20 protein-coding genes and 1 pseudogene are annotated in these 23,140 nt (G+C 56.7%); 11 read left to right on the forward strand and 10 right to left on the reverse strand.

Translation table 11 applies throughout. The features are described from left to right. Positions 1-117: 117 nt before the first annotated feature. Complete coding sequence (locus QQL64_RS05295; RefSeq protein ID WP_284396626.1) at positions 118-1,239, reverse strand: zinc-binding alcohol dehydrogenase family protein; 1,122 nt, start codon at positions 1,237-1,239, stop codon at positions 118-120. Positions 1,240-1,341: 102 nt separating this feature from the next. Between QQL64_RS05295 and QQL64_RS05300 the strand changes: the two genes are divergently transcribed. Then, a complete protein-coding gene (locus tag QQL64_RS05300; protein WP_284396628.1) occupies positions 1,342-2,247 on the forward strand; it encodes an AraC family transcriptional regulator in 906 nt (301 codons plus the stop codon). Between the two features lie 662 nt (positions 2,248-2,909). Here the strand turns inward: QQL64_RS05300 and QQL64_RS05305 are convergent. From QQL64_RS05305 to QQL64_RS05320, 4 genes are all read right to left on the reverse strand, one after another. Further along, a complete protein-coding gene (locus QQL64_RS05305; RefSeq protein WP_284396630.1) occupies positions 2,910-3,359 on the reverse strand; it encodes a hypothetical protein in 450 nt (149 codons plus the stop codon). After that, a complete protein-coding gene (locus tag QQL64_RS05310; protein ID WP_284396632.1) occupies positions 3,356-3,646 on the reverse strand; it encodes a hypothetical protein in 291 nt (96 codons plus the stop codon). The genes QQL64_RS05305 and QQL64_RS05310 overlap by 4 nt, the downstream gene beginning before the upstream one ends. A 113-nt stretch (positions 3,647-3,759) precedes the next feature. Beyond that, entirely contained in the window at positions 3,760-5,049 is a 1,290-nt protein-coding gene (locus QQL64_RS05315) for a hypothetical protein (RefSeq protein WP_284396634.1), read from the reverse strand. 1,458 nt (positions 5,050-6,507) lie between these two features. Continuing rightward, on the reverse strand, positions 6,508-7,593 hold the full coding sequence (locus tag QQL64_RS05320) for a DUF748 domain-containing protein (protein WP_284396636.1): 1,086 nt from the start codon (positions 7,591-7,593) through the stop codon (positions 6,508-6,510). A gap of 373 nt (positions 7,594-7,966) precedes the next feature. Between QQL64_RS05320 and QQL64_RS05325 the strand changes: the two genes are divergently transcribed. The 6 genes and pseudogenes from QQL64_RS05325 to QQL64_RS05350 all read left to right on the forward strand — a co-directional run bounded on the left by QQL64_RS05325 (position 7,967) and on the right by QQL64_RS05350 (position 12,416). Further along, positions 7,967-8,755, forward strand: coding sequence for a hypothetical protein (locus QQL64_RS05325; RefSeq protein ID WP_284396637.1), 789 nt, complete (start codon positions 7,967-7,969; stop codon positions 8,753-8,755). A gap of 243 nt (positions 8,756-8,998) precedes the next feature. Continuing rightward, positions 8,999-9,226 (forward strand): carbonic anhydrase, encoded by a 228-nt coding sequence (locus QQL64_RS05330; protein WP_284396639.1) that lies wholly within the window; start codon positions 8,999-9,001, stop codon positions 9,224-9,226. Positions 9,227-9,374: 148 nt separating this feature from the next. Beyond that, positions 9,375-10,442: a dihydroorotase gene (gene pyrC / locus QQL64_RS05335; protein WP_284396642.1), complete on the forward strand. Its 1,068-nt coding sequence runs from the start codon at positions 9,375-9,377 to the stop codon at positions 10,440-10,442. 414 nt (positions 10,443-10,856) lie between these two features. Further along, positions 10,857-11,510, forward strand: a pseudogene (locus QQL64_RS05340) (penicillin acylase family protein); the annotation flags it as partial. Positions 11,511-11,718: 208 nt separating this feature from the next. Further along, entirely contained in the window at positions 11,719-11,958 is a 240-nt protein-coding gene (locus QQL64_RS05345) for a hypothetical protein (RefSeq protein ID WP_284396647.1), read from the forward strand. Between the two features lie 23 nt (positions 11,959-11,981). Then, complete coding sequence (locus tag QQL64_RS05350) at positions 11,982-12,416, forward strand: DUF6326 family protein (RefSeq protein ID WP_284396648.1); 435 nt, start codon at positions 11,982-11,984, stop codon at positions 12,414-12,416. Between the two features lie 13 nt (positions 12,417-12,429). On the opposite strand, the gene QQL64_RS05355 is transcribed toward QQL64_RS05350, so the two are convergent. Both QQL64_RS05355 and QQL64_RS05360 read right to left on the reverse strand, forming a co-directional pair. Next, positions 12,430-13,047, reverse strand: a complete 618-nt coding sequence (locus QQL64_RS05355; RefSeq protein WP_284396650.1) for a nucleotidyltransferase family protein — start codon at positions 13,045-13,047, stop codon at positions 12,430-12,432. Then, entirely contained in the window at positions 13,044-14,138 is a 1,095-nt protein-coding gene (locus tag QQL64_RS05360; protein ID WP_284396653.1) for an XdhC family protein, read from the reverse strand. The genes QQL64_RS05355 and QQL64_RS05360 overlap by 4 nt, the downstream gene beginning before the upstream one ends. Before the next feature lie 231 nt (positions 14,139-14,369). Between QQL64_RS05360 and QQL64_RS05365 the strand changes: the two genes are divergently transcribed. Genes QQL64_RS05365 through QQL64_RS05375 form a run of 3 tightly spaced genes read left to right on the forward strand, consistent with a single transcriptional unit; the run spans position 14,370 to position 18,447 of the window. Beyond that, positions 14,370-14,873, forward strand: coding sequence for a (2Fe-2S)-binding protein (locus tag QQL64_RS05365; protein WP_284396656.1), 504 nt, complete (start codon positions 14,370-14,372; stop codon positions 14,871-14,873). Further along, positions 14,870-17,143: a xanthine dehydrogenase family protein molybdopterin-binding subunit gene (locus QQL64_RS05370; RefSeq protein ID WP_284396658.1), complete on the forward strand. Its 2,274-nt coding sequence runs from the start codon at positions 14,870-14,872 to the stop codon at positions 17,141-17,143. Before QQL64_RS05365 ends, QQL64_RS05370 begins: the two co-directional genes overlap by 4 nt. Continuing rightward, positions 17,140-18,447 carry a c-type cytochrome gene (locus QQL64_RS05375; protein WP_284396659.1) on the forward strand — a complete coding sequence of 436 codons (1,308 nt, stop codon included), beginning with the start codon at positions 17,140-17,142 and terminating at the stop codon, positions 18,445-18,447. Before QQL64_RS05370 ends, QQL64_RS05375 begins: the two co-directional genes overlap by 4 nt. A 435-nt stretch (positions 18,448-18,882) precedes the next feature. Here the strand turns inward: QQL64_RS05375 and QQL64_RS05380 are convergent, their stop codons facing one another. Next, the gene (locus tag QQL64_RS05380) at positions 18,883-19,635 is read right to left on the reverse strand and encodes a 3-keto-disaccharide hydrolase (protein WP_284396660.1); all 753 of its coding nucleotides are present in this window, start codon (positions 19,633-19,635) and stop codon (positions 18,883-18,885) included. A gap of 204 nt (positions 19,636-19,839) precedes the next feature. On the opposite strand from QQL64_RS05380, the gene QQL64_RS05385 reads away from it, so the two are divergent. Continuing rightward, positions 19,840-20,394, forward strand: a complete 555-nt coding sequence (locus QQL64_RS05385; protein WP_284396663.1) for a hypothetical protein — start codon at positions 19,840-19,842, stop codon at positions 20,392-20,394. Positions 20,395-20,512: 118 nt separating this feature from the next. Here QQL64_RS05385 and QQL64_RS05390 read toward each other — a convergent pair whose 3' ends face one another. Both QQL64_RS05390 and QQL64_RS05395 read right to left on the reverse strand, forming a co-directional pair. Then, positions 20,513-21,952 (reverse strand): efflux transporter outer membrane subunit, encoded by a 1,440-nt coding sequence (locus QQL64_RS05390; RefSeq protein WP_284396665.1) that lies wholly within the window; start codon positions 21,950-21,952, stop codon positions 20,513-20,515. A gap of 18 nt (positions 21,953-21,970) precedes the next feature. Beyond that, positions 21,971-23,137: an efflux RND transporter periplasmic adaptor subunit gene (locus QQL64_RS05395; RefSeq protein WP_284396666.1), complete on the reverse strand. Its 1,167-nt coding sequence runs from the start codon at positions 23,135-23,137 to the stop codon at positions 21,971-21,973. Positions 23,138-23,140 lie beyond the last annotated feature (3 nt).

The raw sequence follows: 23,140 nt of genomic DNA on the forward strand, positions 1-23,140 counted from the left end.
TTCACAAACCGATAAACCTGATCGCGCTCGTCAAAAAATATCCTTATGGTCGATTCGCTGGCTTTGAAGCCAGCGTCCCAATTGCGCGTGGCTCGATTGTTTCGAACTTGACAGAGCTCAGAGCGTCACGACGAGTTTACCGGCTGACACACCGCCCTTTCTGTGTCGCTCTAGTGCGTTCGGTATCGCCTCCAACCCGGCGCCTGCCATGATCGGCTCTGGCGATGAACGGAACTGCCCGGAGGCAAGGGCCCCCGGCAGGAATTCGGTAAAGATCATACGTCCCACGCCATCGTTTAGAAGTGACGATCCATTAACGAAACCAGAGTGAACGCCTTTGAGGCGGCCACGCAGCATGACGCCCACCGTGCCGCGCACCATTCGGAACAACTTGCCGGCAAGCCATGGTCCGCGCCGACCATGTTCCGGTGCGTCGTCAAACGAAACCGGTGGACTCGCGATCGCGACGTATTTCCTGCCGGTACAAGCCCCCATGATGGCGACGCATAGTGGCGCCGATCCAGCTCCGATTGCCACAGCGCCAGCGAGCGTCTTTCCCTTAAGGAATTGCACGATGTCGCGCACGACGGTCCGACTCTTATAGTCAAAAACGGCGGACGCACCAAGTTGCCGCACATAAGCATGATTGCGGGGCGATGCGGTCGTTACGACCTCGTAGCCAGCCGCCACGGCGAGCTGGATGGCGTTGCTCCCCACGCTGGTCGACCCGCCCCAAATGAGCACTGTCTTTCCGTTTGAGTGGGGCGAAACGGTCGGCGGATCGAGGGCGAGGTGAGCGGACTGGAACAGGCAGCATGCTGCCGTCGAGATTGCGAGCGGTAACACGGCAGCCTGTTCCCAAGTCAGCGACGGCGGAATAGGTGTCGCCATGTGATCGCGAAGGAGGGGGTGATGTTGGAAAGCCCCCTCGACCGGATCGTTAACCGACTTGTCCTGCCCTACGGCCAGGCCGACGATGCGATCGCCCACTTTGAATCGGCTTACGCCAGCACCAACGGCAACTACTTCCCCGGCCACGTCCCATCCGAGTACCAGCGGGTATCGCAGAAAGGGGAAGATCAGGCTTCCTACCTGCTGCAGGATCCAGTCAATCGGATTGATCGCTACGCAGGCGGCGCGAATCACGATCTGACCTTGGCCCGGCGTGGGGACTGGCGCTGGGCGGACTTCAGGCGTCGCGCCCTTGGCGGGCAGCCATAAAGCTTGATTCATGGACATATCTATCTTCTGTGTACTTATTCAGCGTCTAGGCTATTGCACGCCACCGCGAATTAGCTATAAGTAAACATCCATTTTTCCTTCGCAATCGTTCAGTAATTTATGGATCCACTCTCCGAAGTGCTTACGCTGTTAAAGCCCAGGCGGTTGAAGACCGGAGCGGTTGATGTTGCCGGTAAGCTGTCGATCGGCATGCCGGCCCATGATGGGCTGTTCTGCTATGCCGTGGTGCGCGGCGTCTGCTGGCTCGCGCTCGACGGCCTCGATCCGCGGCGCCTCAGCGAAGGGGACTGCGTCCTCCTCCCAAGCGGCCGACCGTTCCGTATCGGCAGCGACCTTGAAACGGAGCCTGTTGACGCCGCGTCGTTCTTCGCCACACGGGAGAATGGTGCAGTAGGCATCTACAATGGCGGGGGAGAGTGTCTCGTTTATGCCGGCCATTTCGATTTCGAGCGTCGCGACACCGATCTGCTGCTGAGCCTGCTTCCGCCCATCGTTCACATCCGCGAGGAAGATGATCGAGGCACGCTTCGCTGGTCGTTGGATCGCATGATGAATGAATTGCGTGAACCTCAGTGCGGCGGCGATCTAGTAGTCGAACACCTAGCCCATCTGGTACTGCTGCAAGCGCTGCGCCTTCATCTGACGGAGGCGCGACCTGATCAGATGGGCTGGCTGGCTGCCTTGGGCGACAAGCGGATGAGCGCCGTTATCACCGCTCTGCACGCCGCACCCGCCCAGTGTTGGAGTGTACGGACTATGGCGTGCGTCGCGGGTATGTCGCGCACCGCTTTCGCAACACGCTTTAAGGCGAGAGTGGGTCTCTCACCTATGGAGTACCTCACCCGTTGGCGGATGCTCCTGGCTGCGACCGCGATGAAACAACGCGATCAAACGGTTTCTTCAGCGGCTTACTATGTCGGGTATACGTCGGAGGCCGCGTTCAGCACCGCTTTCAAGCGAGTCATGGGTTGTTCGCCTCGCCACTACAATACGAATTTACGCTGAGTTAGGCCTGACATTTGCCGAGTTCAACGGCAGCAGGAGAAATTCTGCTGTCACGACTTTGGCAAGAGTAGCGGGCTAAGGAGCAAAGCAGACATTCGCCGACACCTTTCAGAATGAATGCGAGCAGGGAGCTTTGATCCATTTTAGGTGACTGGCTGCGCGCAGTGATGCTGCGGCGGGCCTGGTTTTATTTTGTAAATTATTAATTGAAAGATAGAAAAACGATTCTGCGGTTCATGTTTACACGTATGTCGGTCGAACCTCTATAACTGCATAAACTTACTTTAGATCTGGACAGATTAATCTAGCCGTTTACGTCCCTAGTAGCAGCCATCTGAGTACGCACTCAATGTAGTTGTTTGTTCGACATGGCAATTGATTCGCGGCAACGACGCATCTAGATATGTTTCGATTTCTTGGGTCACTAAATGAGTTCCAACGCATTGAAATTGTCTGCACTGATTTGGTGACGTTTCTTGACCAACAGCGCCGTGCCTATGAGCAGTTGTGGTGTGCAAGATGTCTAGTGGGGTGTCAGAACGCAAGTTTTAAATGAAAACGAAACGATTCGGCATTCCAGGAAACCATAAATAGGTTCCATCGACTCTTCGATACCAAATCCCGTTTAGTTCGTTCGAGCCCATCGTTCGAGCCCATTAGGCTCATTTGATTCCTGACTGATAGCCCGCCAATCTTCCGCATCGAAGTGCGCTAGCAATATAGTGTTTTTTTAGCTTATTTTCTTCTACGTTGAAACTTTGTATAAATGCGTCGAACATACATTCATCAAGTTTATCCGCCATTTTTCCTTGTTCCGATACGATCTTCGCCTGTGCTGCGTCGTCGAATAGGGGCCCCACACTTACGCTACGCATTTTCGCGTATTTGTTGTGGTTACAACCAACTCCGCCTGAAACGCAGGCACCCAAAAAGTCGCCGTCATACGCCCACGCCACCGGGCTGCTCATACCGAGCACCATCGCCAAGGTGAAGACGATCGCCATAGTCTGGGTGGCGTCGCTGGCGCGCGACGATTGTGAAAATGCGCTAAGTAATTGGTGCATCGGGGACTTATGCCGGCTTCTTGGTGAAATGCAGCCTGTGGATTTCATTGTGCTTCTCCTAATCGATTTATTGAAAAGCTGCGGCAACCTTTATATCGGGTATTGTCATCGTCAGTATGCAATCGGGTTCGGTACGTATATGTTCGGGTAGCCGATCGATAAGTGGTCGCTCGAGGCGACGCATCTTCGACTGCATCCATGTTCTCTGCATTGCCTTCCCCTGCAAGCGTCATGATGCGCGAGTGATAGCTGCCGATGTTTGCGCGGTTGTGTAGTAGGTACGGAACATTACCGCCGTGATGAGTTGTAGTTGCAAAGCGATGCATGGTGTTCATGATATGGGTTCGATAGGCGACCATCTCAGAGTGCTCACATTCTTGCGTTGACACCCTTCTGAGCGCACCAACGTTCCCGTTAGATGCACGAGACAACACGACTACTCGCCCAGCTATGGAATGGTCAGGTCTTCGCTTGCGTTCGCATTCAAGTTTCCGCCTTCGGCGACAGCGCTCAAGGCGGTACCTTGTTCGTTACACGAGGTGGCCGCGCTATTGTCGCCGCCGTTAAGGTCACCTTCGTCCAAATCGCCTCCCGTCGGTGTCCAGACAACCGCTTGGCCATATTCACTAGCGATATCACTATTGATCACGACTGTATTGTTATCACCAAGGCACACCGCGATAGCATGTAAACCACCCGGCAGCGGTGGTATCAGCGTTACGGTATTGGTCGACGGAATCCAAAAACCAGGGTTGGTGACACCGGCGTTGGTTTGATAATGAAAAACGATTGCTGCTGGGATGGCATTGTTGATAAACGCGCCCGCGTTGCGTGCATTGTTCCCACCAATCGGCACAGTCAGAAGCGTCGGTGCGCTGGTCGGACTGGCCCAGTAAGCAGTTTGCGGCAGATCGGGCGCAGGGAAATGGCACGTGCCGACTATCTGATTGAACTTGTTGATGCCATCGGCCGTGCAGTGCGTCGCCCCCGAGGGAATCGGCAACGCGGTGGCAACATAGCTCCCCAACAATCCCAGCAGTCCAGGCTGATAAATGCTGATCTCCGCGACCATCGGGCCGGGATTGGCGGAGGTAGGGTTTAGCGGGCAGTTCAACACCGCGTCCGGTTCACCATTCAATGCTGTGTCGCTGATGTCGGCCGCCTCGCAATTGCTTCCCTGCGTAGCCAGCATCATCGGACTTCCGCCACTCACCGAGGGATTCCACACCACCGGGGTGGCGTTACCCGTTCCGCTGATGCTTTCACCGACCACGAAGCCGCTTTGGTTGTAACCCGTCGATGCGGTCGTGACGTCGGGATCAAGATTTAGTAGACCGGGTAGCGGTTGAAGTAATACGGGCGCCGCTAAAGGATTGGCGGCGTTCCAGGTCACGCCGAAGGATTTATTGTTCAGATCAACACACTCTCCGATGATGGTCCCGTTGTCAGCAACACCACCTGCACTGCAATCTTGCCCGACCACCAGCGGCTGGAGAGGGGATACAAGATCACCGTTATCCGCAAATCCTTCCGAAGGACCATACACATTCTGCGGAGAGCAGTTGCCGACGGCGGTGTCATTGTCATTGATGTCGCTTGTTGCGCATTGCTTTTCACCCGGCGGATTCGCAATAGCGCTCAATTGCGCATGAACGGATGTGGTTAACCCGACACTGAGGAGTCCGGTGAGAATTGCCAAAGGCAAAAACGCCCTTGCATGCTTCGTGTAGGTATCCATGTCATATCCCTTAAGCGGTTAGCCATAGACAAATGGATCGCCGCCTCGGATAGGGACTTAGGCATCATTCAAGGCAGCGCGCGTACTTACCTAATAGGCCTAGTTTGGGAATGCTGCCATCTGCACTCGAAAGAGTTCACTCGGAAAAATCAATTTATTCAATCTATAAAAAATTTTCGGCCACTCACTTTTTGTCTCTTTAGATAAGCATGGTGAAAGTGCTTGGGTGCCGCGTAATAGTCGTTCAAATACTGTTCTTCATGTTATGCCCGATATGGCATTCACGCATCGATAACGATGTTATGGCGACATGGAGACAACATTCAGTAACTGCCGGATGTCCCACCGGAACCTTTCAGAGAGGTCCAGAGAATGCGATCAACCCATCTGTATTGAAAGATCGCAGAAGGACTTATTACTGACGATCACAGGAAATGGTTGGTCATCTAAATTAATGTATTTTTTTCCAGTCACTGCTTCTGACTTCGGGACAATCGCCTAAGGCTCCTTATGCGTCACTGGAAACGGCTATCCAAACGCATAGCAACTCTCGACTTGGCCTTGACGTCACACGAACAATAACGTTCAACGACCATAGTAGGCTCGCACTGCTGAGTCGGGGACACGCGACGTTCAATTGACTTGTATTTCCGCGCGCCTTGATTAATAGGGGGCAACAACTGTGTCTTTATCAGCAATGCCTTCATGGTCAGGCATTTCATTTCGATATCGTTCGGTGAATGTATGCCTTACAGCCAGAAATGTGGTCCGTTGGCCAAGAATTGGTCGTGCGTACACCCCCATAAGAACGGAAGGCGCCGATGGAGCAGGGCGGATCTGGGCTATCTTCACGCCTGGGCGGGTACACGACCGGTCCGCATATTGTGTCGCTATCTGCAGCGCACCGAACGTGCGCTCCGGTGCAAGCTGCATAAGCTAGGTTTGAGTGCCAAAGTACGGGAAGGTTGGGATGTTGCAGCGCTGCGGCATACTTGCCACGTAGGGATGCGGACGATACTTCGTTATGTGGTGAATGGAAAGCTTCGCCTGCAATGTGGTGACGTGCGCATGCCTTGTGTAGGAATTGAACAAGTGGCTTCCGTTATAACTGTTACGCGATGTTGGCACGGTATAAGAAATACCAATGTACAACCGTTCGCTGATCTGACGGGCCAACGGCATTGGACAATTTCACAATTATGCTTGGCGGCATTGGCCGGGCGGTGCCGACTGCTCCACCTGCGTATCACGGAGGCGACAGCAGTGCAGTTTTATGAAGAACGATTGCCGCTCTCACTCAGGAGGGCTAGCACTCCAGTCATACATCGATCGCGACGCGGCGTGCAAAATCTTCCCTGTCATTACCTCAACGCAGGCACGTTCGACGGCGATGCCTGAGCCATCTGTCTAGATGTAGATCGCTAGGAAATTCAAAGAAGCGGTTGTTCTGACATGGAATCAGTGACTTGTTTCGTCCGGCGATGACTGCAAGTGTTCGAGTTGCGATTTGTACGCGTGAAGAAATGCATCATGCACTACATTGAAAATCGCCTGGGGTTTGCTGAACTCGCTGTCGCCGATACGTCCACTGATTGGCACATTCGTTACCAGCTGATCGTTGGATGGCCCTTTCAATAGCGATACCGCGCCTTGCGCAGCGGCTTCATAAAGCAGCTTGATCGGCCCCTTCTTTTCTTGTTCCACGTCTTTCTTCCAGCTGAAGAGTTTCAGGTCTTTGAAAACCGGCTTCGCATAGCCTTCGAGGTGGCCGTTTGTAGCTTTAAGGTCCATGGTGAAATCGCCAGTGCCGCCAGCAAAATCCAATCCCGAATAGGCGCGCGCGAGGGCGTTGGCACGCACGAGTTGAATTTGTGAGATGCGGATTTGGTAGTGAAAGTTACCGAAGCGGTTGGTAGGGTCGAAGGTCGCGTGGGTTTCTAGCGGTGCGTCGCCCAGTACCGTCGCGGTTCCGTGCAAGGTAGCCGTGCGGACACCACTTTCACTCTGCGACGCCGACAGGTTGGTGATCGTACTGTTGACGTTGGCGATGGTGAGATCGACGCGCGGATTGGACACGACATTGCGAAACGTAATGGTGCCGTTATGCACGCGAATGCTGTCGAGTTCGGCCGGAATCAGGATATTGAGTTCGTTGCTCCAATTGACGCCGTTGCCCAGTTGTTGCTCGCTTTCGCTTTTGCCGTCGATGAAATTGACCGTAGGATTATAGAAATCGACGTGACCGCGAAGACGGCCGCGTAACGCCTCCGTATAACTCACGGCAATCTCCGTACGCGGCGCGTCAAGGAAAGGCTCGTTGGATGGCGTGCCGACTTTGTCGATACGTAGATTACGAATGGTGTAGCTGCCGCGCCAAATGTGTAGATCGACCTCGGACATGGAGCCGTGATAGGGCCCCATGCGTTCGATGCGCTCATCGAGGTGGTGACGAATCCAGCTGGGGAGAGCAAGGCGAGCGCCCACAAGCACAAGTGCCAAACTCACAAAGGGCCAGAGCAGTGCGTGCACGTGCGATCGTTTCATGACGCGTCGACTATCGTGGATCGGGGTCTTGGAACTCTAGCGCAAGCGCAATTTAAAGAGGGGAAGGGCGCTCCTACCGAAACGCCCCCTGGGCTTTTCACGTTATTAGGGAAGACACGCGGCAACGTCGCTGCATTTTCGTGCCTTGTCGCGCTCGCCCGCTGTAGCACGAATTATGTGCAGCCTTGTCTGCATTCTCCAATGAGCAAGTTCGCCCTGACCAAACATCGGTGCGCCGTCGATCCAGGAAGTGGGCTTCCAATCATTCAAAGACTGGCCATTTAAGAAGGGATTCACACACCGCTTGAATCTCAAGTTCTGCCCCTTGTGGCCGATAGCCAAGCATAACTCTTGGATGAAAGAGGGATCGGAAATGACCCGAGACGAATGGCTGAAAAACAAGCGTATTCGCATACAAAAGGCGATCACCCGCTGTTTTGCGACGCACATGGAGGGTGGTTGGCACGAAAACACGATCACGCGCGATGTCTTGGAGGCCATTGGCATTAAGCAGTCGATCACTTGGGAAGGACGTCCATTTAAGTCCGAATTACGCGCATTTAAAGCTGTCGGACCGCATGAAACTGCCAATGGCGATATTGCAATGAAAGTAACACTGTCAACGTCGAGCGGTGCGTCCGTTGTAGGTACCAAATATTTCGAGGCTAAAAAACTAGATTTGAACGGGTTTCGCTATTCATCACTTGAACGCGATCAATTATTGCGCATGAAACACCTCGCGGGCCATGAGGTTCTATTTTATAGTCTAAGCAAAATAGGTCACCCGGAAAACAATGCGATCGGTGTGGCAGGTTGTCTGACAACACCTATGGCGCTGATGCTCTTCGAAGATGGGGCACCTGCATTTCACTCAACGTGGGTTTCCTTTGACTACACACTTTATCTCGCGCTTACCGGCAGCGGCTTAAATTGGGATCCAGCGCAAGCGGCAGCATTTGAGGCTATGCAAGCTCGAATAGCTAAGAGAGCCAGTTTCTTTCTCGACGTTCGCGTTAGTCCACGCGAGCTAAATTTAGATCTCGAACCTAGTCACATCCCTGATGGCTATGAGCCTTTGCAGTCGCGTGAGATAGCTCGCCCTGAAGAAAAGAATCACGTCAGAAAACGGGATCGTTCCAACGATTTCGGAATGGATCGATAAAGTGGGGAGCTATTTAGAGGCACTGGGTATCGATGAGTAATTTCGTGAGTTTTTTAGTCTTTGGCTCCTAGATCGAACTAAAAAGCAATTCACGACATTACCAAGCGAATCGCTTACATCTTCAGCGGTGCGATGAAGTGATGTTCGATGAGTAGGAGACCACGAAACGCGCATCGTTATCCTCGTGAAGGCGTGCCGCGGTTCGACCGGCGCCGACAGGACGAGTAAATCCTCCATACTCGCTTGTGCGAGCTCAACGCCATCGAGCAAGCCTTCAACGTTTGTCAGACCACGGTCGTGATCGATGCGTGGGAGCGCGGCCAGAAATTGGCCGTACATGCCTGGTGTTACAGTCTCGTCAATGGCCATATGCACGACCTGGGTATGCATGTCACGGCACGCAAAGTACTGTGGTCGAGCTACAACGAAGCCATCTACCATGTTATCCAATATACCGGAGAACCCCGATGAGCCATGTCCTTCTCATGGACGCTGCACTCACGCCGGTAGGTGTCTATCTGTGTTGACGACCTTCGGCTACTGATGTGAGCGGGTGCCTGCGCTACGACGACTGTAGCCCGTGATCGGCACGGTAAACCCGACAGGAGATTCGTGATTTATGACGATGGTTTCGATCCGGACACCCGACGATTGGCATGTACATCTTCGCGATGGCGCTCAGCTGACGCAGACCGTCGCGGCAACGGCGCGCTGCTTCGCACGGGCCATCGTGATGCCGAATCTGGTTCAGCCTGTTTGTACCGTGGAGGCTGCCCGCCAATACCGGAACCGGATCCGTTCGGCGAGCCCGTCGGGGGCCCCGTTCCAACCGCTAATGACCTGCTATCTCACCGATGACACCGATCCGGGCGAGGTGGCGGCGGGTTACGCGGCCGGTGTCTTCACCGCGTGCAAACTCTACCCCGCTCATGCCACAACCCATGCGGACAGCGGCGTGACCAACGTTCGGCGAATCCAACCGGTACTGGCGACGATGGAGAAGATCGGCATGCCGCTGCTCATCCACGGTGAGGTGACCGATGCAGACGTGGATGTGTTCGATCGCGAGGCCATCTTCATCGAGCGCGTGCTTACCCGCATGGTGCAGGACTTCCCAGGACTCAAGGTAGTGTTCGAGCACATTACCACCGCGGAGGCGGTTGACTTCATCCGGGAATGCCGTGCCCAGATTGTTGCGACGATCACGCCGCATCACCTGGTGATCAATCGCAACGCGATGTTCCAGCGAGGAATGCGCCCGCACGCTTATTGCTTGCCGGTGGCCAAGCGCGAAAGGCATCGCGTGGCCCTGCGCAAAGCGGCGACCTCTGGCTTGCCCCGGTTCTTTCTCGGCACTGACTCCGCGCCTCATCCACGCGCGATGAAGGAATCCGCTTGCGGTTGCGCGGGGATATTCAATGCGCCGGTGGCACTCGAAGTGTATACACAGGTGTTCGAGGAGGAAGGTGCACTCGATCGTCTTGAGGCGTTTGCCTCGGAGTATGGGCCACGCTTCTATGGCATGCCCCCGAACCGTGACCGGATCACGCTGAAGCGCAATCCGTGGCAGGTGCCCGATGTGATCGAGATCGGCAGACAAGCCGTGGTGCCCTTCCTCGCTGGGGAAACTCTGGTGTGGCGCCTCGATACGAATAGAGGCCGCCGCTTGCAGGAACTGGCGCCATAGGCGATGAGTGCGATATGACCTCAATGTCACTTTCCGCTCCAGAATGTCTACGACGTCATGGCAGAGCACGATTTCATCAATCCCGCGATTGCGAAATTATAAATTTATTGAAATCAGCCACTTAGGCGACAATGTCCTGATTTTGGCTTTATCCGGGCACGATCCGATCTACAAGAACGCGACTTTAGGTAGCTAAAACGGGGTAGCGCCCTCCGGGAGCTGGAGCGTTATTTTTTGCAGCAAAGTCTTCGGAGTAAACGCCACCAGGGGTCCGATGGGGTCTATAAGAGACTATGTGCAACCAATTGATAATTATGATTATTTTTTATGAACCTCCCAGATATTTCATTGAAAATCAATGATATACAATAAGAGGACGAGCGTTACTATTTGCACCTAAATCAAGGCAGCACCGACTACGATGCGTTGTCCGCAACTGATCCGCTCAAGCAGAAACTGGCCGGCCAGATCGCCATGCTGCGTCACTGGGATTATCGCTGGGGTATCACTTCCATGCCCACCACACTGGCAGTGTTCTGGGGCGACATCTTGTGGGACAAAATGGACAAAGCCGATAACGCCGAAGGCGTGTCGATCTACGATCGCATGGCGCAGAAGGCGGGTGCAAAGGCGCGGCTTGACGCCTTGTCCGAAGCCTCCGATCGACTTGAGAAAGACTTCGGCAGCTGGGGTGTGCCCTGGGGCGAAGTGAACCGTTACCAGCGCCTCAACGGCGCCATCGTGCAACCCTTCGATGACACCAAGCCGAGCATCCCGGTGCCTTTCACCTCATCGCGCTGGGGCTCGCTCGCCTCGTTCGGTGCACACCGCTGGCCGGGTACCCGCAAGTACTACGGAACCAGCGGCAACAGCTTCGTTGCCGTGGTGGAGTTCGGCGATAAAGTTCATGCACGCGCCATCACCGCCGGCGGCGAAAGCGGCCATGTCGATTCCCCGCATTTCAATGACGAGGCCGAACGTTACACGACCGGCAACTTGCGACAGGTTTATTTCTGGCCGGAGGAACTGAAAGGGCATGTCGAGCGTGTTTATCACCCCGGCGAGTGATTTCGGCAAGGGTGAAAGATCGCGTCTGAAGCTGGCTTACGTTGTCTGACGAGCCTGGAGGGTCCGTTTTAGACCCGAATCGGACACAATAGAGTCGTCTACTGCACAGCTAAAAGTTGAGCCCATGCGCTACCTGTCTCTTCTACTTCTTGGTCCCTGGCTTGTCGTCTTGGCATGGGCTTATTGGGCCACTGGAAAGCGGTTTCGCGTGAGCTGGCAGCTCAAGGTATATGACATGGTGGTGATCATCATTGCTTTAGTTGTTGCCTATGGAAGCGCGTTGGTAGCCTATGACGGTATCCCCATACAAAACGTCGGGAACTTTGGACGAGAAAGCGGAGGCATCTGGAAGCAAGTCATGCCCGCGTTGTATGGCTACGGTGCTTTCGCTGCGGTGATGATTGTGGGGATGGTGGCACGCTTGATTCTTCGACGACGAAATCTTTAACAGACCGAAAGCAAGGAAAAGCTATGAAGTCGAACAAGACCACGAAGCCCGCACTGCAAGACGTGAAGGTTCATGTCAGGTTGAAGCTCGCTGCCCTATGGACGAGCCTGATGTTCTGCTACATCTACGGCGACTACTTTGGGCTTTTTCAGCCGGGCAATCTCCAGGACATGCTGAAGGGCCGGATGGGGCCGCTTGGTCCAACAACCCAAGGTGTACTGCTTGGAACGTCAGCGCTGCTAGCTGTCCCTGGCTTGATGATCTTTCTCTCGCTGGTCATGAAGCCCGTCATCAATCGAGCGGCAAATATCGTCCTTGGTTTGCTCTACACCGCCGTCATGCTGGTTTCCATGCCCGGTGCTTGGTGGTTCTATCTCTTCCTTGGTGCGATTGAGATCGTGCTTTCTCTGTTGATCGTCTGGTATGCGTGGCGATGGCCACGAGATGCAGCGCAATGACCCAAGTTGATCGTTAACGAGACGCCAGCTGTTCTCGAACACGTTTTAGATCTTCCTCGGTATCCACATCGAGAAGATCGTCGGATGCGATGACTTCGATACGCTCGGCCTCCCGCTCAAGCAGCAGGCGAGCGCCCTGCGAACCGGAAAGCGACGTCAGCGCGCTGAAGCAATCGCGAGGGAAAAGCGCCGGGGGTCCTTGAATGCCGTGATAGGTCGTTGCGATAAGACGTTCCGGTGTTCGTACGTGGCTATCCAGCAGCGCCTGGATTGTCGACGACCGCAGCAGCGGTTGATCGGCGAGGCATAACAGTACGCACGAAGCATTGGGGAAATACCGTATTAGTTCGCTCACACCTTTGCTGATCGAGTGCCCCATGCCAAGCTGCCACTCCTCACAGCGAACAATCTGAAGCGGTAACCCATCGAGTGTCGACGCTACCTCGTCCGCGTGTGCGCCGACAACGACCATCACCGGTACACCGCGTTGCAGGGCGATCTTCGCCACGCGACGCACCATCGGCTCGCCTTCGATATCCGCCAATTGTTTGATGCCACCGTATCGGCTTCCTTCACCTGCCGCGAGTAGCAGGATCACCGGCGATGACGCGTTGCTATCGGGGGGCATCATCCGTGAATCGTTCCATCGTTATCACGGAGGGATCCACCGGCGCGTTGATTGATCACGGCCATGATTTCTGCGGCGATCGCCAAGGCAATTTCTTCGGGGGTCTCCGAACCGATATCCAGACCAGCGGGTGCATGAACGTGCAGGCCATTCAGCGTGCTATTGCTGCGCATACGCGCTACGCGTTCGCGTGATCCAAGCGCGCCGATATAGGTTACTGGCATATCCTTCAATGCACTGAGATAGGCTACGTCCTGTTCAAGGTTATGCGTCATCACCACGACCGAACTGTGCGCATCCAGCGGCAAGGTGTGGGGCAGGTTTTCCGGCGCGGCGCAAACGGTGTTCAGCCCGGCAGGCAGATCGTAAGCTTGTAGTCGTGCCGGATCGTGGTCGACGAGCGTCGTCTGCCAGCCCAGCGCGCTCGCCAGCGGCAACAAGGCGCGTGCTGCGGCACTGCTTCCGATGATCACTAGTGCGTGTGGCGGCATGATGGCTTCCACCAACACATCGGCAACGCCTCGTGCGGAAGGCAAGCGTACCGTTCTGGCGCGTCTTGTCGAAGAGGCTGGCATGTTGTCGATAATGGCCTGGCTGAGCGCCGGATCATCGATGGATTCGTGCAGCACGTTGCGTTCGCTCCATATCTGCCGACGCGGTATCACCGCCGTGCCGTCGACCGCGAAGAGGGTCGCCATATGCACGTGCCGACGTTCGTCGAGGCAACGTGCCAGCGTATCGATAAAGTCCGTGTCATGGCTTGCCAGCAGCGGTTCGATAAGAACTTCAAGCTCGCCGCCGCAACCCATCTCGATCAATACATCAAGGCCCGAATCCGCGTTGTAACGAACCAGTCGCGGCTGTCCATGGGTTATCACTTCAAGCGCACGCACCACGATATCGCGTTGCGGGCAGCCGCCGGACAGCTCGCATACCACGCGGCCATCGTCGAATACGAGCATGCGTGTGCCTGGACGGCGGAAGGTGGAGCCGCGCGTGCGTGTGAGCGTAGCCAGTGCAGCTTTGGGCGCAGCATCGTGATGCAGGCTGCGCAGCGCGTTGATCAAGGTGCTCAGCTCATGTGCCGAATTCATCTTTCCTGTCGCCGTCTGGAAAGGGACAAAACGAGAGCGTCATGGTGGCAGGTATATAACGCTGGACGCCGTCTGCAAAGCGCCATGGGACTGAAAGAGAGCCCATCCTCACCGGATCATCCTATCGTCTGATGGTGTCTTCTGATATACCCGCTTTTTACGGCTGATTTGCTCAGATGCGGGTCTGAACACGGTTCCCGTGTGTCTTGTCGACGCAGTACGGAGGTATCCATGTTGTCCCTGTCCGTAAATGGCCAGTCCTATCCGGTCGATGTACCTGACGATATGCCGCTGTTATGGGTCTTGCGCGATGTCATCGGCTTGACCGGCACCAAGTTTGGCTGTGGCATTGCCCAATGCGGTGCATGCACGGTGCATCTGGACGGCCAGCCGGTACGCTCCTGTGTGCTTCCGGTGGGTTCCATCGGCAACAAAGCCATCACCACGATCGAGGCGGTCGGCAACACGCCCAGCGGCCAGAAGATCCAGCAAGCGTGGCTGGATGTCGACGTCGTGCAGTGCGGCTACTGTCAATCCGGTCAGATCATGTCAGCCGCGGCACTGCTACAGCGCACGCCTAATCCCAGCGATGCGGATATCGATGCGGCCATGTCCGGCAATATCTGCCGTTGCGGCACGTATGTGCGCATTCGCGCCGCGATCAAGCAGGCCGCAACGGGCAAGTTGGAGATTTTACAGACCATCGTCAGTGCACCGGAAGGAGCCAGGTCATGAAGCCGGTGTCCGGAAGTCCACAAGACAAACACGACGATGTCGATCTCAGCCGTCGCCATGCCTTGCAGGCAGGAGGCCTGACCATTGCCTTCCTGTGGTTGGGCGGCACTGGCGTGGCGTCGGCGATGATGAATGCACGTCGACAACCCGGCGACGCCGCTGCATCGCTCGCGGATGGCAATCCACCGTTCGCACCCAACGCTTTTATTCGCATCGACACCAGCGGCGCAGTGCGGCTGGTGATGCCTAGCGCTGAAATGGGGCAGGGCATCTATACCGGTTGCAGCATGCTGCTTGCCGAAGAACTCGGTGTTGGATTGGACCAGATTACCGTAGAGCACTCGCCGCCCAGCGATGAGCTTTACGGCATACCCGCGCTAGGCGGACAAATGACCGGCGGTTCTACCAGCACCCGCGCCACCTGGCCGGTGTTGCGCGAGGCCGGTGCCGTCGCGCGTACGATGCTGGTGAGTGCTGCAGCGACAAACTGGCATGTGGATCCATCTACTTGCACGGTCGATCGTGGCGTCATACATCACACGCCGTCAGGTCGCAGCCTGGGATTTGGCGAAGTGGCGACGGCGGCGGCCAAGCTGCCTATGCCCGACAAGGTGCAGCTCACCGATCCCAAAGATTTCAAACTGATCGGCAAGCCGATGCGGCGCGTGGACTCGTCCGACAAAATCAAAGGCGCCACGCAATTCGGCCTCGACGTACGTATCCCGGGCATGAAGGTCGCCACGGTGATGGCATGCCCCACGTTTAACGGCAAGCTCGCGGCCGTGGACGACATAGCCGCCCGCGCCATTCCCGGTGTGGTGGATGTGCTACGCCTGGATAACGCCGTCGCCGTCGTGGGCGATCACTTCTGGGCAGCAAAGCAAGGCTTGCAGGCGCTCCATATCAGCTGGGATCACGGCGAAAACGCCAACCTCACCACGCAGCAGTTGCGCGATGCGCTCGCCGAGAGTGCACGCCACGGCAAATCCATCGTGGCGCGCAATGACGGCGCGCAACCGCAAGGCACCACCATTCAGTCGGAATACCAGTCGCCGATGCTTGCCCACGCGACCATGGAACCGATGAACGCGACTGTCCTCGTTACCGCCGACAAATGCGAGGTATGGACGGGTACGCAGGTGCCCGCGCGAGCCGCGGGCGAAGCGGCCAGGATCACCGGGTTGACTCAAGACAAAATCACCTTGCACAACCAGTATCTGGGCGGTGGTTTCGGACGCCGCCTGGAGACCGACTGGGTAGAGCAGGCGGTGGCATTCGCCAAGCAGGTTTCCTATCCGCTCAAGGTCGTGTGGACACGCGAGGAAGACATCCGACACGACCGTGTGCGGCCGATGTATCACGATGTCATCTCCGCCGTGCTCGATGCGAACGGTCGCCCTGTGTGGTACGGCTATCGAACCAGCGGCGGATCGGTACTGGCCCGCTTCGCACCGCCGGCGATGGGCAAGGACGGCATGGATAGCGATGCGGTGGAATGCGTCGCCGATGTGCCCTACGACATTCCCAACGCAAAAGTGGAATGGATCCGCCACGACATGCCGCCGGGTCTGGTCGTTGGCTGGTGGCGCGGCGTGGGCCCCACGCACAACTTGTTCGTGGTCGAAAGTTTCATGGACGAGCTGGCTCATCACGCCGGCAAGGATCCGCTCGAATACCGCCGCGCGCTCTTGCAAAAGAGTCCGCGCGCGCTGGCCGTATTGAATCTTGCCGCCGAAAAAATCGGCTGGGGCGGCCAGCCATTGCCGGCACGTATAGGGCGTGGCATCGCCTTGGGCGAGCCCTTCGGCAGTCACGTGTGCGCCATTGTGGAAGCTGAAGTCACGCCGCAGGGCGAAGTGCGTTTACGTCGTGTCGTCGTTGCCTTGGACTGCGGCATTGCCGTCAACATCAGCTCCATCGAAGCGCAGGTGCAAGGAGGCGTGCTGTTTGGCCTCAGCGCTGCCATGTTCAACGGCATCACCATCAAGGATGGTGCCATCGAACAGAGCAACTTCAATGACTATCGCAACCTGCGCATCAACGAAGCTCCGATGGTCGAAGTGCACCGCGTGATCAATGCCGAACCACCGGGCGGTCTGGGCGAAGTAGGCACTGCCATCGCCGCGCCGGCGCTCGCCAATGCCATCTTCGCGGCAACCGGCGTGCGTTTGTACAAACTGCCGGTGGATCGCGATCTGTTGGTGCAGAACGCCGATGCGCTCAAGTCCGTGGCATCCGCTGCCGCGCACACGGGGAGGAACGTGACATGACTCGCTTCCTCATCGTCGTCGTATTGGTGCTGTTGCTCGGCGTGGGCGCGTATTTCTACTTGAACCGCACGGATTCGGCCGAAGGCTCCGCACCGCCGATTGCCGGCGCACCGCCTTCGGCCGAGGTGCTTGCACGCGGTGAATACCTCGCGAAGGCCGCCGACTGCATCGCGTGCCACACGGTGCCGGGCAGCGGCAACGCGTTTGCCGGCGGCGTAGCGTTCAGGCTACCGTTCGGTACTCTCTATTCCTCCAACATCACGGCGGACGAAGCCTCCGGCATTGGCAGTTGGAGCGACGACGACTTCGTGCGTGCCGTGCGCGAAGGCGTACGCAAAGATGGCGAACACCTTTATCCCGCGTTTCCTTATACCTCGTATACCCAGATGAGCCGCAGCGATGTGCTGGCGATCAAGGCCTACCTTTTCAGCCTGCCCAAGATCTCGCAGGCCGACAAAGCGAATGACTTGTCGTTCCCGTACAACCAGCGCTGGGCGATGGGTTTCTGGAACGCCGCGTTCTTCAAGAGCCAGCGCTTTGCGCCTGATCCGTCGCAGTCGCCGCAGTGGAACAGCGGCAAATACCTCGCCATCGCGCTGGGTCACTGCGCGGAATGCCACACACCGCGTAACGCTGGTTTCGGTCTGGAGCACGGCAACGAACTGGCCGGTGAAAAACTGCAAGGCTGGCGTGCCTACAACATCACGTCCGACCCGCAGCATGGCATCGGCGCATGGAGTAACAGCGACATCGCCAGCTACCTCACCGCGGGACATGCTGACGGAAAGGGCTCGGCGGCAGGCCCCATGGCTGAAGTGGTCGAAAACAGCCTGCGTTTCCTCAATCCTGCCGATACCGCGGCGCTCGTTACCTATCTGCGTACCGTGCCGGCGCGCGAAGGCAAAGATCCCATCACCATCGACGCCGCGACCGCACCCGCCATAGCCTCCAACAACGCGGGGCCCGGCGGCGGTACGGCAAACACCGACAATAGCGGTATCAAGTTGTTTGAAGGTGCTTGTGCCAGCTGCCATCAATGGAACGGGCAGGGTCAACAGACACCTTATGCATCATTGCTGGGCACGCGAGGCGTGAATGATGTGCGAGGCACCAACGTCACGCAGGTTCTTCTGCATGGTTCCGACATGCGCTTCGCCGGGCCCAATATTTTCATGCCAACGTTTGGCGATGCGTACTCCAATACCGAGATTGCGGCGCTCAGCAACTACGTCATCAGCCACTTTGGCAACAAACAAGGAACAGTAACTGCAGACGATGTTGCGCGGCGGCGAAAGGGGCTGTAGTCGCCCCTTTTTAGGCCCTGGGTCGTGCGCCCAATTGAAGAATCGACGTCTATTTGGGCGTGTTCTGCCGTCCCTTGGCGTAATGAGATCAAAACACGATAATGTTTGCAGTGGTCGCAGCAAGGCTGCCAAAGTAGGCGAGGATGTATGCACTCTCGTATCAAGCCCACGACGACTGTTTATCCATGCCGTCTTCGTTCAGATTCCTCCGTATCGGACTCTAAAACGCCCTTTCGCATATGGGTAACCTGGGAAGCTATCGAGCGGGAGCACTTCAGCTCCGCGGGTTCTCTCATAGCCGACTTTTCTCGCCCCCTCGAGGTTGACCCGTCATCGGTGCGAAACCATCGGTATGTGCCCAATTCGTGATCTTGAGTGTGTCTGGCACAGCAAGAGCGGCAAACCAAATGGTATTGAGCTATGCCGGGCCACCGGCTACAGCTCCCTAATTTTGATATTCCGGAACCAAAGGCGTATCGGTGTATCGCCTTTGTCCTCGGTACCCTGCAAGGAAATATGACCTTGGTGGAAGGTGCCGAAATCGGGCCATGCTTTGAACTTGGTACTGGCGACCAGCTTCTTCCAGTCGTCGTTCCACAAATACGTATCAATGACCTTATGTCCGTTCTGGAAAAACTGGATATGGCCTTTATCGGCGACGATTTCGAACTGGTTCCATAGCGGCGCTTCGTTTACCCATTCCACATTCGATGAGATGAGATCGAATAGATCGCCGGAGCGCTCATTCAAAACGCGACTATCGGGCTTCGTGCATGCCAGATCGGCAATCTGCATTTCCGGACCGGTTTCGTAGGTTTCCTGGTATTTCGGTGATTCGTTTACATAGAACATGACGCCGCTATCCGCACATGGCGTCATTTTCCATTCCAGCTTCAGATCGAAATTTTGGTACTCGGCGTTGGTCACCAGATCTGCGAAATCTTTCTCATCCCCAGCGCGCCCGCGTTCCAACCGGATGGCGCCGTCTTGAACGGCCCAGTCCTTTCCCGGTGTGCTTTGATGATAGGAATGCCATCCATCCAGATTCTTTCCATTGAACAAAAGCTGCCAGCCATCCGCCTTCTCTTGTGGAGTGAGCGTGTTATTGGTTTGTGCGCAAGCGAAGCTGGCGAGCAGACAACTGGCGAATGCAATGGCTATCTGCTTCAAAGGATGCTTCTTGAACATGATGAGTACTCTCTTTCTCTGCAAGTGTCGGTTCGACGTGCCAGGAGCCCAGCTTATCGTTATCGCTGGTGTTGCGAAAAAACTCAGCCACTGTCCAGCGTCAACAAAGGCCGGGTGCGACGCAGGCAAGCTAGTACTTTCGGCCCTCCATGATAATAAGAAAGCCTGTTAGCTTGCGCTTGCCAAAATGCCTGGAGTAGCACGATGAGCCACTTTCGCCGTTACCTGGTTATTGCCGCTGTAGCCTTTGGCTGGAGTTCGGCAAGCCTGGCGACCGATGTATTCGGCATAACGCTCCATGCACCCTTGAATATGCAGGAATGCCTCAAACGGCAAGATGCGTATCTTTCCGACGATCATGAGCAGTGCTTCAAGTTGCCCGATAGTGCGGACGCACTACCGAAAGACGGGCAAGTCATCGTCAATGTACCCATACAGGACCGCCCCAACTACATGAGCGGCACGGATGTCGTGGTGGGTTTGAAAGATGGGCTGGTGGTAAGCCTTTCAGCCAAGACGCATGGCACCATGCGTGACAGCTACGATGTTCGTTGGCTGGTAGAGGCTTTCGGCCAACCGCAAGGCAGCGCCGCGATACAGAACATTCCAGGCAACCACTTTACTTCCGCGCAAACCAGCTGGTCTTTGCCAGATGGCGCCACGGTCTATTACAACAGCGGGGAATGGGGGCCTTACTATGGGTTGGTGCGAGTGCAGCTGCCTTCAGCGAGTCCGCATCAGCTTGGTGTATGGGATTAAGCGCAGTTCGAACTTATTCGGCGGATTGAGTGAAAAGGAATGCGCGACGTTGAAAAAAGCTCGTCGCAAAAGCACTTCATCAGAGCAAGGCTCATGATTGAACCTTGGTCCGCTATGCTTACGCCTCGGGTCCCCATAGTCCTCCAAGAGCCTTTATCAAGAGGATGTCGGAATCGAGACGGCGCTGTGACAACTGGCTGAGATACTGTGTTTGCTGGAGGTTCGTACTCTGCGCGGAGACGACCTCGAGGTAGTCGATGGCGCCGGCCTGATAGCGATTCATGGCAAGACGAAGTGCCTCGGCCGATGCGTCGACGGCGCGTTGCTGCACAAGCGCTTCGTTGCGCAATACGTTTAGCGATGCCAGGTTGTCTTCGACTTCCTGGAAAGCGCTGAGCACGGTTTGCCGATAGAAAGCGGTCGCCGCTTCGTGCTTTGCTTCGGCCGCCTTCAATGCCTGTTTGCGACGCCCTCCGTCGAACAGTGTGCCGATAAGGGCCGGGCCGATGCTCCAGAAGTGGCTGGGAAGACTTGCCCACTGCGCCAGTGTGGACGACTCCATGCCGCCCGATGCCGAGAGCATCAAATCGGGAAAGAAGGCCGAGGTCGCCTCGCCGACGTCGGCGTTTGCGGCAGCAACGCGGCGCTCGGCAGCGGCGATGTCAGGGCGCCTTTCCAGGAGATCGGATGGAACGCCGGTGGGGATAGATGGCAACGCTACGGTGTTCTCCTGCGGCGGCAAACTGAAACTTGAAGCAGGCACGCCGATCAACGTGGCGATGGCGTGCTCGTAGCGCGCACGGCTCTCCCCGAGATCGATCAGCTGCGCCTGGGTGGCCTGGAGCTGGCTCTCGGCCTCGGCCAGGTCGGAACCCGGCGCGATGCCTGCATCGAAGCGATGTTGCACGATGTCGCGCGCCTGCGTGTAAACGGTTACGGTGCGGCTAAGCAGGTTTGCCTCGATGTCCAGTTCACGCAGATCGATATAGTCCATCGCCAGTTGCGCATGCATGCTCAGCGTGACGGAGGTGAGATCGGCCTGGCTCGCCTGTGCACGCGCATTGGCTGCGTCCACTTCGTGCCCGATACGATCGAAGAGATCAGGTTCCCACAGGACATCCGCGCCAACCGCGTAATCGGAAACCGTCTTGCCGGCGAGCGAACGGCCAACGACATTTTTCGACGTGTGGCTGCGATTGATCGCCACGCCGGCGCTTATGGTCGGCATATACGCCGCGCGCGCTTCGCCAACCAGTGCTTGCGCCTGTTGCAGATTCGCCACAACCTGCTTGATGGTTTGGTTGGAAACCGTAACACGCGATTCCAGTGCGTCGAGCGAGTTGTCGTTGAAGACTTTCCACCATTCGCCGCGGTCGACGGCATCGTTTGGTACAGCCGACTTCCAGCCCGGAGGAGGGGAGTTGGCGCTGACTTCCTTGTAGTGATTCGGCACCGCAACGCTCGGTCGCACATAGGCCGGACCGGGTGTGCAGCCCGTCAACGTGGCGGCCAGCAGCAAGGCGACAAGGGCAGCGGTTTTCGTGGCTTGTGCGTACATGTCATTTTCCTTGCGTAGTCAGGCTGATGTCGCTGGGGGCGTCGACACACGCACCGGCTGGCCTGCGCTGATGGCATCGCCTGGATTGACAATGACCCGCTCGTTGCCGCGAAGCCCGCTTCGAACCTCGACGCGCGTACCGAAATCGCGGCCCAGGACAATCGGCATCAGTTGAACCTTGTTCTGATCGTTCACCACGGCAACCTCCACGCCTGTCGGCCGAAACAACAAAGCGTTCGCAGGCAGGCTCAATCCGGGCCGTGAATTAGTCAGATTCAGATGCACTTGTGCAAAGGCGCCCGGAAGAATCGTGCCGTCCTTGTTATCGACGTCGACCTCCACGCGCAGCGTGCGGCTGGTTGAATCGATCGCACCTGCCGTGCGCGCCACGACGCCGCTGAATAGACGTCCTGGGTATTGGGGCAGACTCAATTGGGCGGTCGCGCCGGGAATAACCTCGGGAGCCTGGTCTTGCGGGACATCGACGAAAACCCGCAGGCGATCGGTTTCGGCTAGATCGAACAGTGCGGCGGGCGCGCCACCGTTGCTTCCCGCATCGATAAGCGAGCCAGTATCGATATTGCGACGCGTAATCGTGCCGGCGAACGGCGCATAAACCTTCTCGTAGGATTGCAACTGTTGTAGCCGCGCTACGTTTGCATTGGCAGCTGCCAGCGCGGCCTGCTTCGCCTGCATGGCGCTGAGGTTTTCCTGCGCGGACTGACGCGAGACGGAATTGGTAGCAAGCAGCTCCTGCCAGCGTTGCGCGGTGATCTTGGCGATGCTGAAGTTGGCCATTGCGGTGTCCGCGTCGGAGCGGGCCTGCTGCAATTGCGCATCCACTTCAGGGGCGTCGATGTCGGCCAGTAACTGGCCGGCCTGCACTTTCGTGCCGATATCGGTGTACCAGTGACTCAGGTAACCGTTGGTTCTGGCGTAGATGCGTGTGGATTGGAAAGCCTGCACGTCACCAGGTAGATCGATGGTGCGGCCCGCAGGCGCCGTAGAGGGGCGGACCACGGCCACCGTCGGCTGGCTTAGCAATTGTGTCTGGCGGTCCACTGCCATGCGCGCGGTGAGCCGCGGTGCGGCGCCAACCGCCAGTGCGAAAACCACTACGGCACTGACAATAAGTCGAAGCGTCAGCGTTGGTGTGGGCGAAGGTGACTTGGGTTGCGTAGCCATAGC

This window comes from Dyella lipolytica, from assembly GCF_030160075.1.
Lineage (GTDB): Bacteria > Pseudomonadota > Gammaproteobacteria > Xanthomonadales > Rhodanobacteraceae > Dyella_B > Dyella_B lipolytica.

What these genes read in the sequence shown, in the direction of transcription:
- QQL64_RS05390 (WP_284396665.1), bottom strand. Translation starts at nt 21,952, where the DNA reads ATGTACGCACAAGCCACGAAAACCGCTGCCCTTGTCGCCTTGCTGCTG.
- QQL64_RS05320 (WP_284396636.1), bottom strand. Translation starts at nt 7,593, where the DNA reads ATGAAACGATCGCACGTGCACGCACTGCTCTGGCCCTTTGTGAGTTTG.
- QQL64_RS05385 (WP_284396663.1), top strand. Translation starts at nt 19,840, where the DNA reads ATGAGCCACTTTCGCCGTTACCTGGTTATTGCCGCTGTAGCCTTTGGC.
- QQL64_RS05375 (WP_284396659.1), top strand. Translation starts at nt 17,140, where the DNA reads ATGACTCGCTTCCTCATCGTCGTCGTATTGGTGCTGTTGCTCGGCGTG.
- pyrC (WP_284396642.1), top strand. Translation starts at nt 9,375, where the DNA reads ATGACGATGGTTTCGATCCGGACACCCGACGATTGGCATGTACATCTT.
- QQL64_RS05325 (WP_284396637.1), top strand. Translation starts at nt 7,967, where the DNA reads ATGACCCGAGACGAATGGCTGAAAAACAAGCGTATTCGCATACAAAAG.
- QQL64_RS05305 (WP_284396630.1), bottom strand. Translation starts at nt 3,359, where the DNA reads ATGAAATCCACAGGCTGCATTTCACCAAGAAGCCGGCATAAGTCCCCG.
- QQL64_RS05355 (WP_284396650.1), bottom strand. Translation starts at nt 13,047, where the DNA reads ATGATGCCCCCCGATAGCAACGCGTCATCGCCGGTGATCCTGCTACTC.
- QQL64_RS05300 (WP_284396628.1), top strand. Translation starts at nt 1,342, where the DNA reads ATGGATCCACTCTCCGAAGTGCTTACGCTGTTAAAGCCCAGGCGGTTG.
- QQL64_RS05315 (WP_284396634.1), bottom strand. Translation starts at nt 5,049, where the DNA reads ATGGATACCTACACGAAGCATGCAAGGGCGTTTTTGCCTTTGGCAATT.
- QQL64_RS05295 (WP_284396626.1), bottom strand. Translation starts at nt 1,239, where the DNA reads ATGTCCATGAATCAAGCTTTATGGCTGCCCGCCAAGGGCGCGACGCCT.
- QQL64_RS05360 (WP_284396653.1), bottom strand. Translation starts at nt 14,138, where the DNA reads ATGAATTCGGCACATGAGCTGAGCACCTTGATCAACGCGCTGCGCAGC.
- QQL64_RS05370 (WP_284396658.1), top strand. Translation starts at nt 14,870, where the DNA reads ATGAAGCCGGTGTCCGGAAGTCCACAAGACAAACACGACGATGTCGAT.
- QQL64_RS05350 (WP_284396648.1), top strand. Translation starts at nt 11,982, where the DNA reads ATGAAGTCGAACAAGACCACGAAGCCCGCACTGCAAGACGTGAAGGTT.
- QQL64_RS05395 (WP_284396666.1), bottom strand. Translation starts at nt 23,137, where the DNA reads ATGGCTACGCAACCCAAGTCACCTTCGCCCACACCAACGCTGACGCTT.
- QQL64_RS05365 (WP_284396656.1), top strand. Translation starts at nt 14,370, where the DNA reads ATGTTGTCCCTGTCCGTAAATGGCCAGTCCTATCCGGTCGATGTACCT.
- QQL64_RS05380 (WP_284396660.1), bottom strand. Translation starts at nt 19,635, where the DNA reads ATGTTCAAGAAGCATCCTTTGAAGCAGATAGCCATTGCATTCGCCAGT.
- QQL64_RS05310 (WP_284396632.1), bottom strand. Translation starts at nt 3,646, where the DNA reads ATGAACACCATGCATCGCTTTGCAACTACAACTCATCACGGCGGTAAT.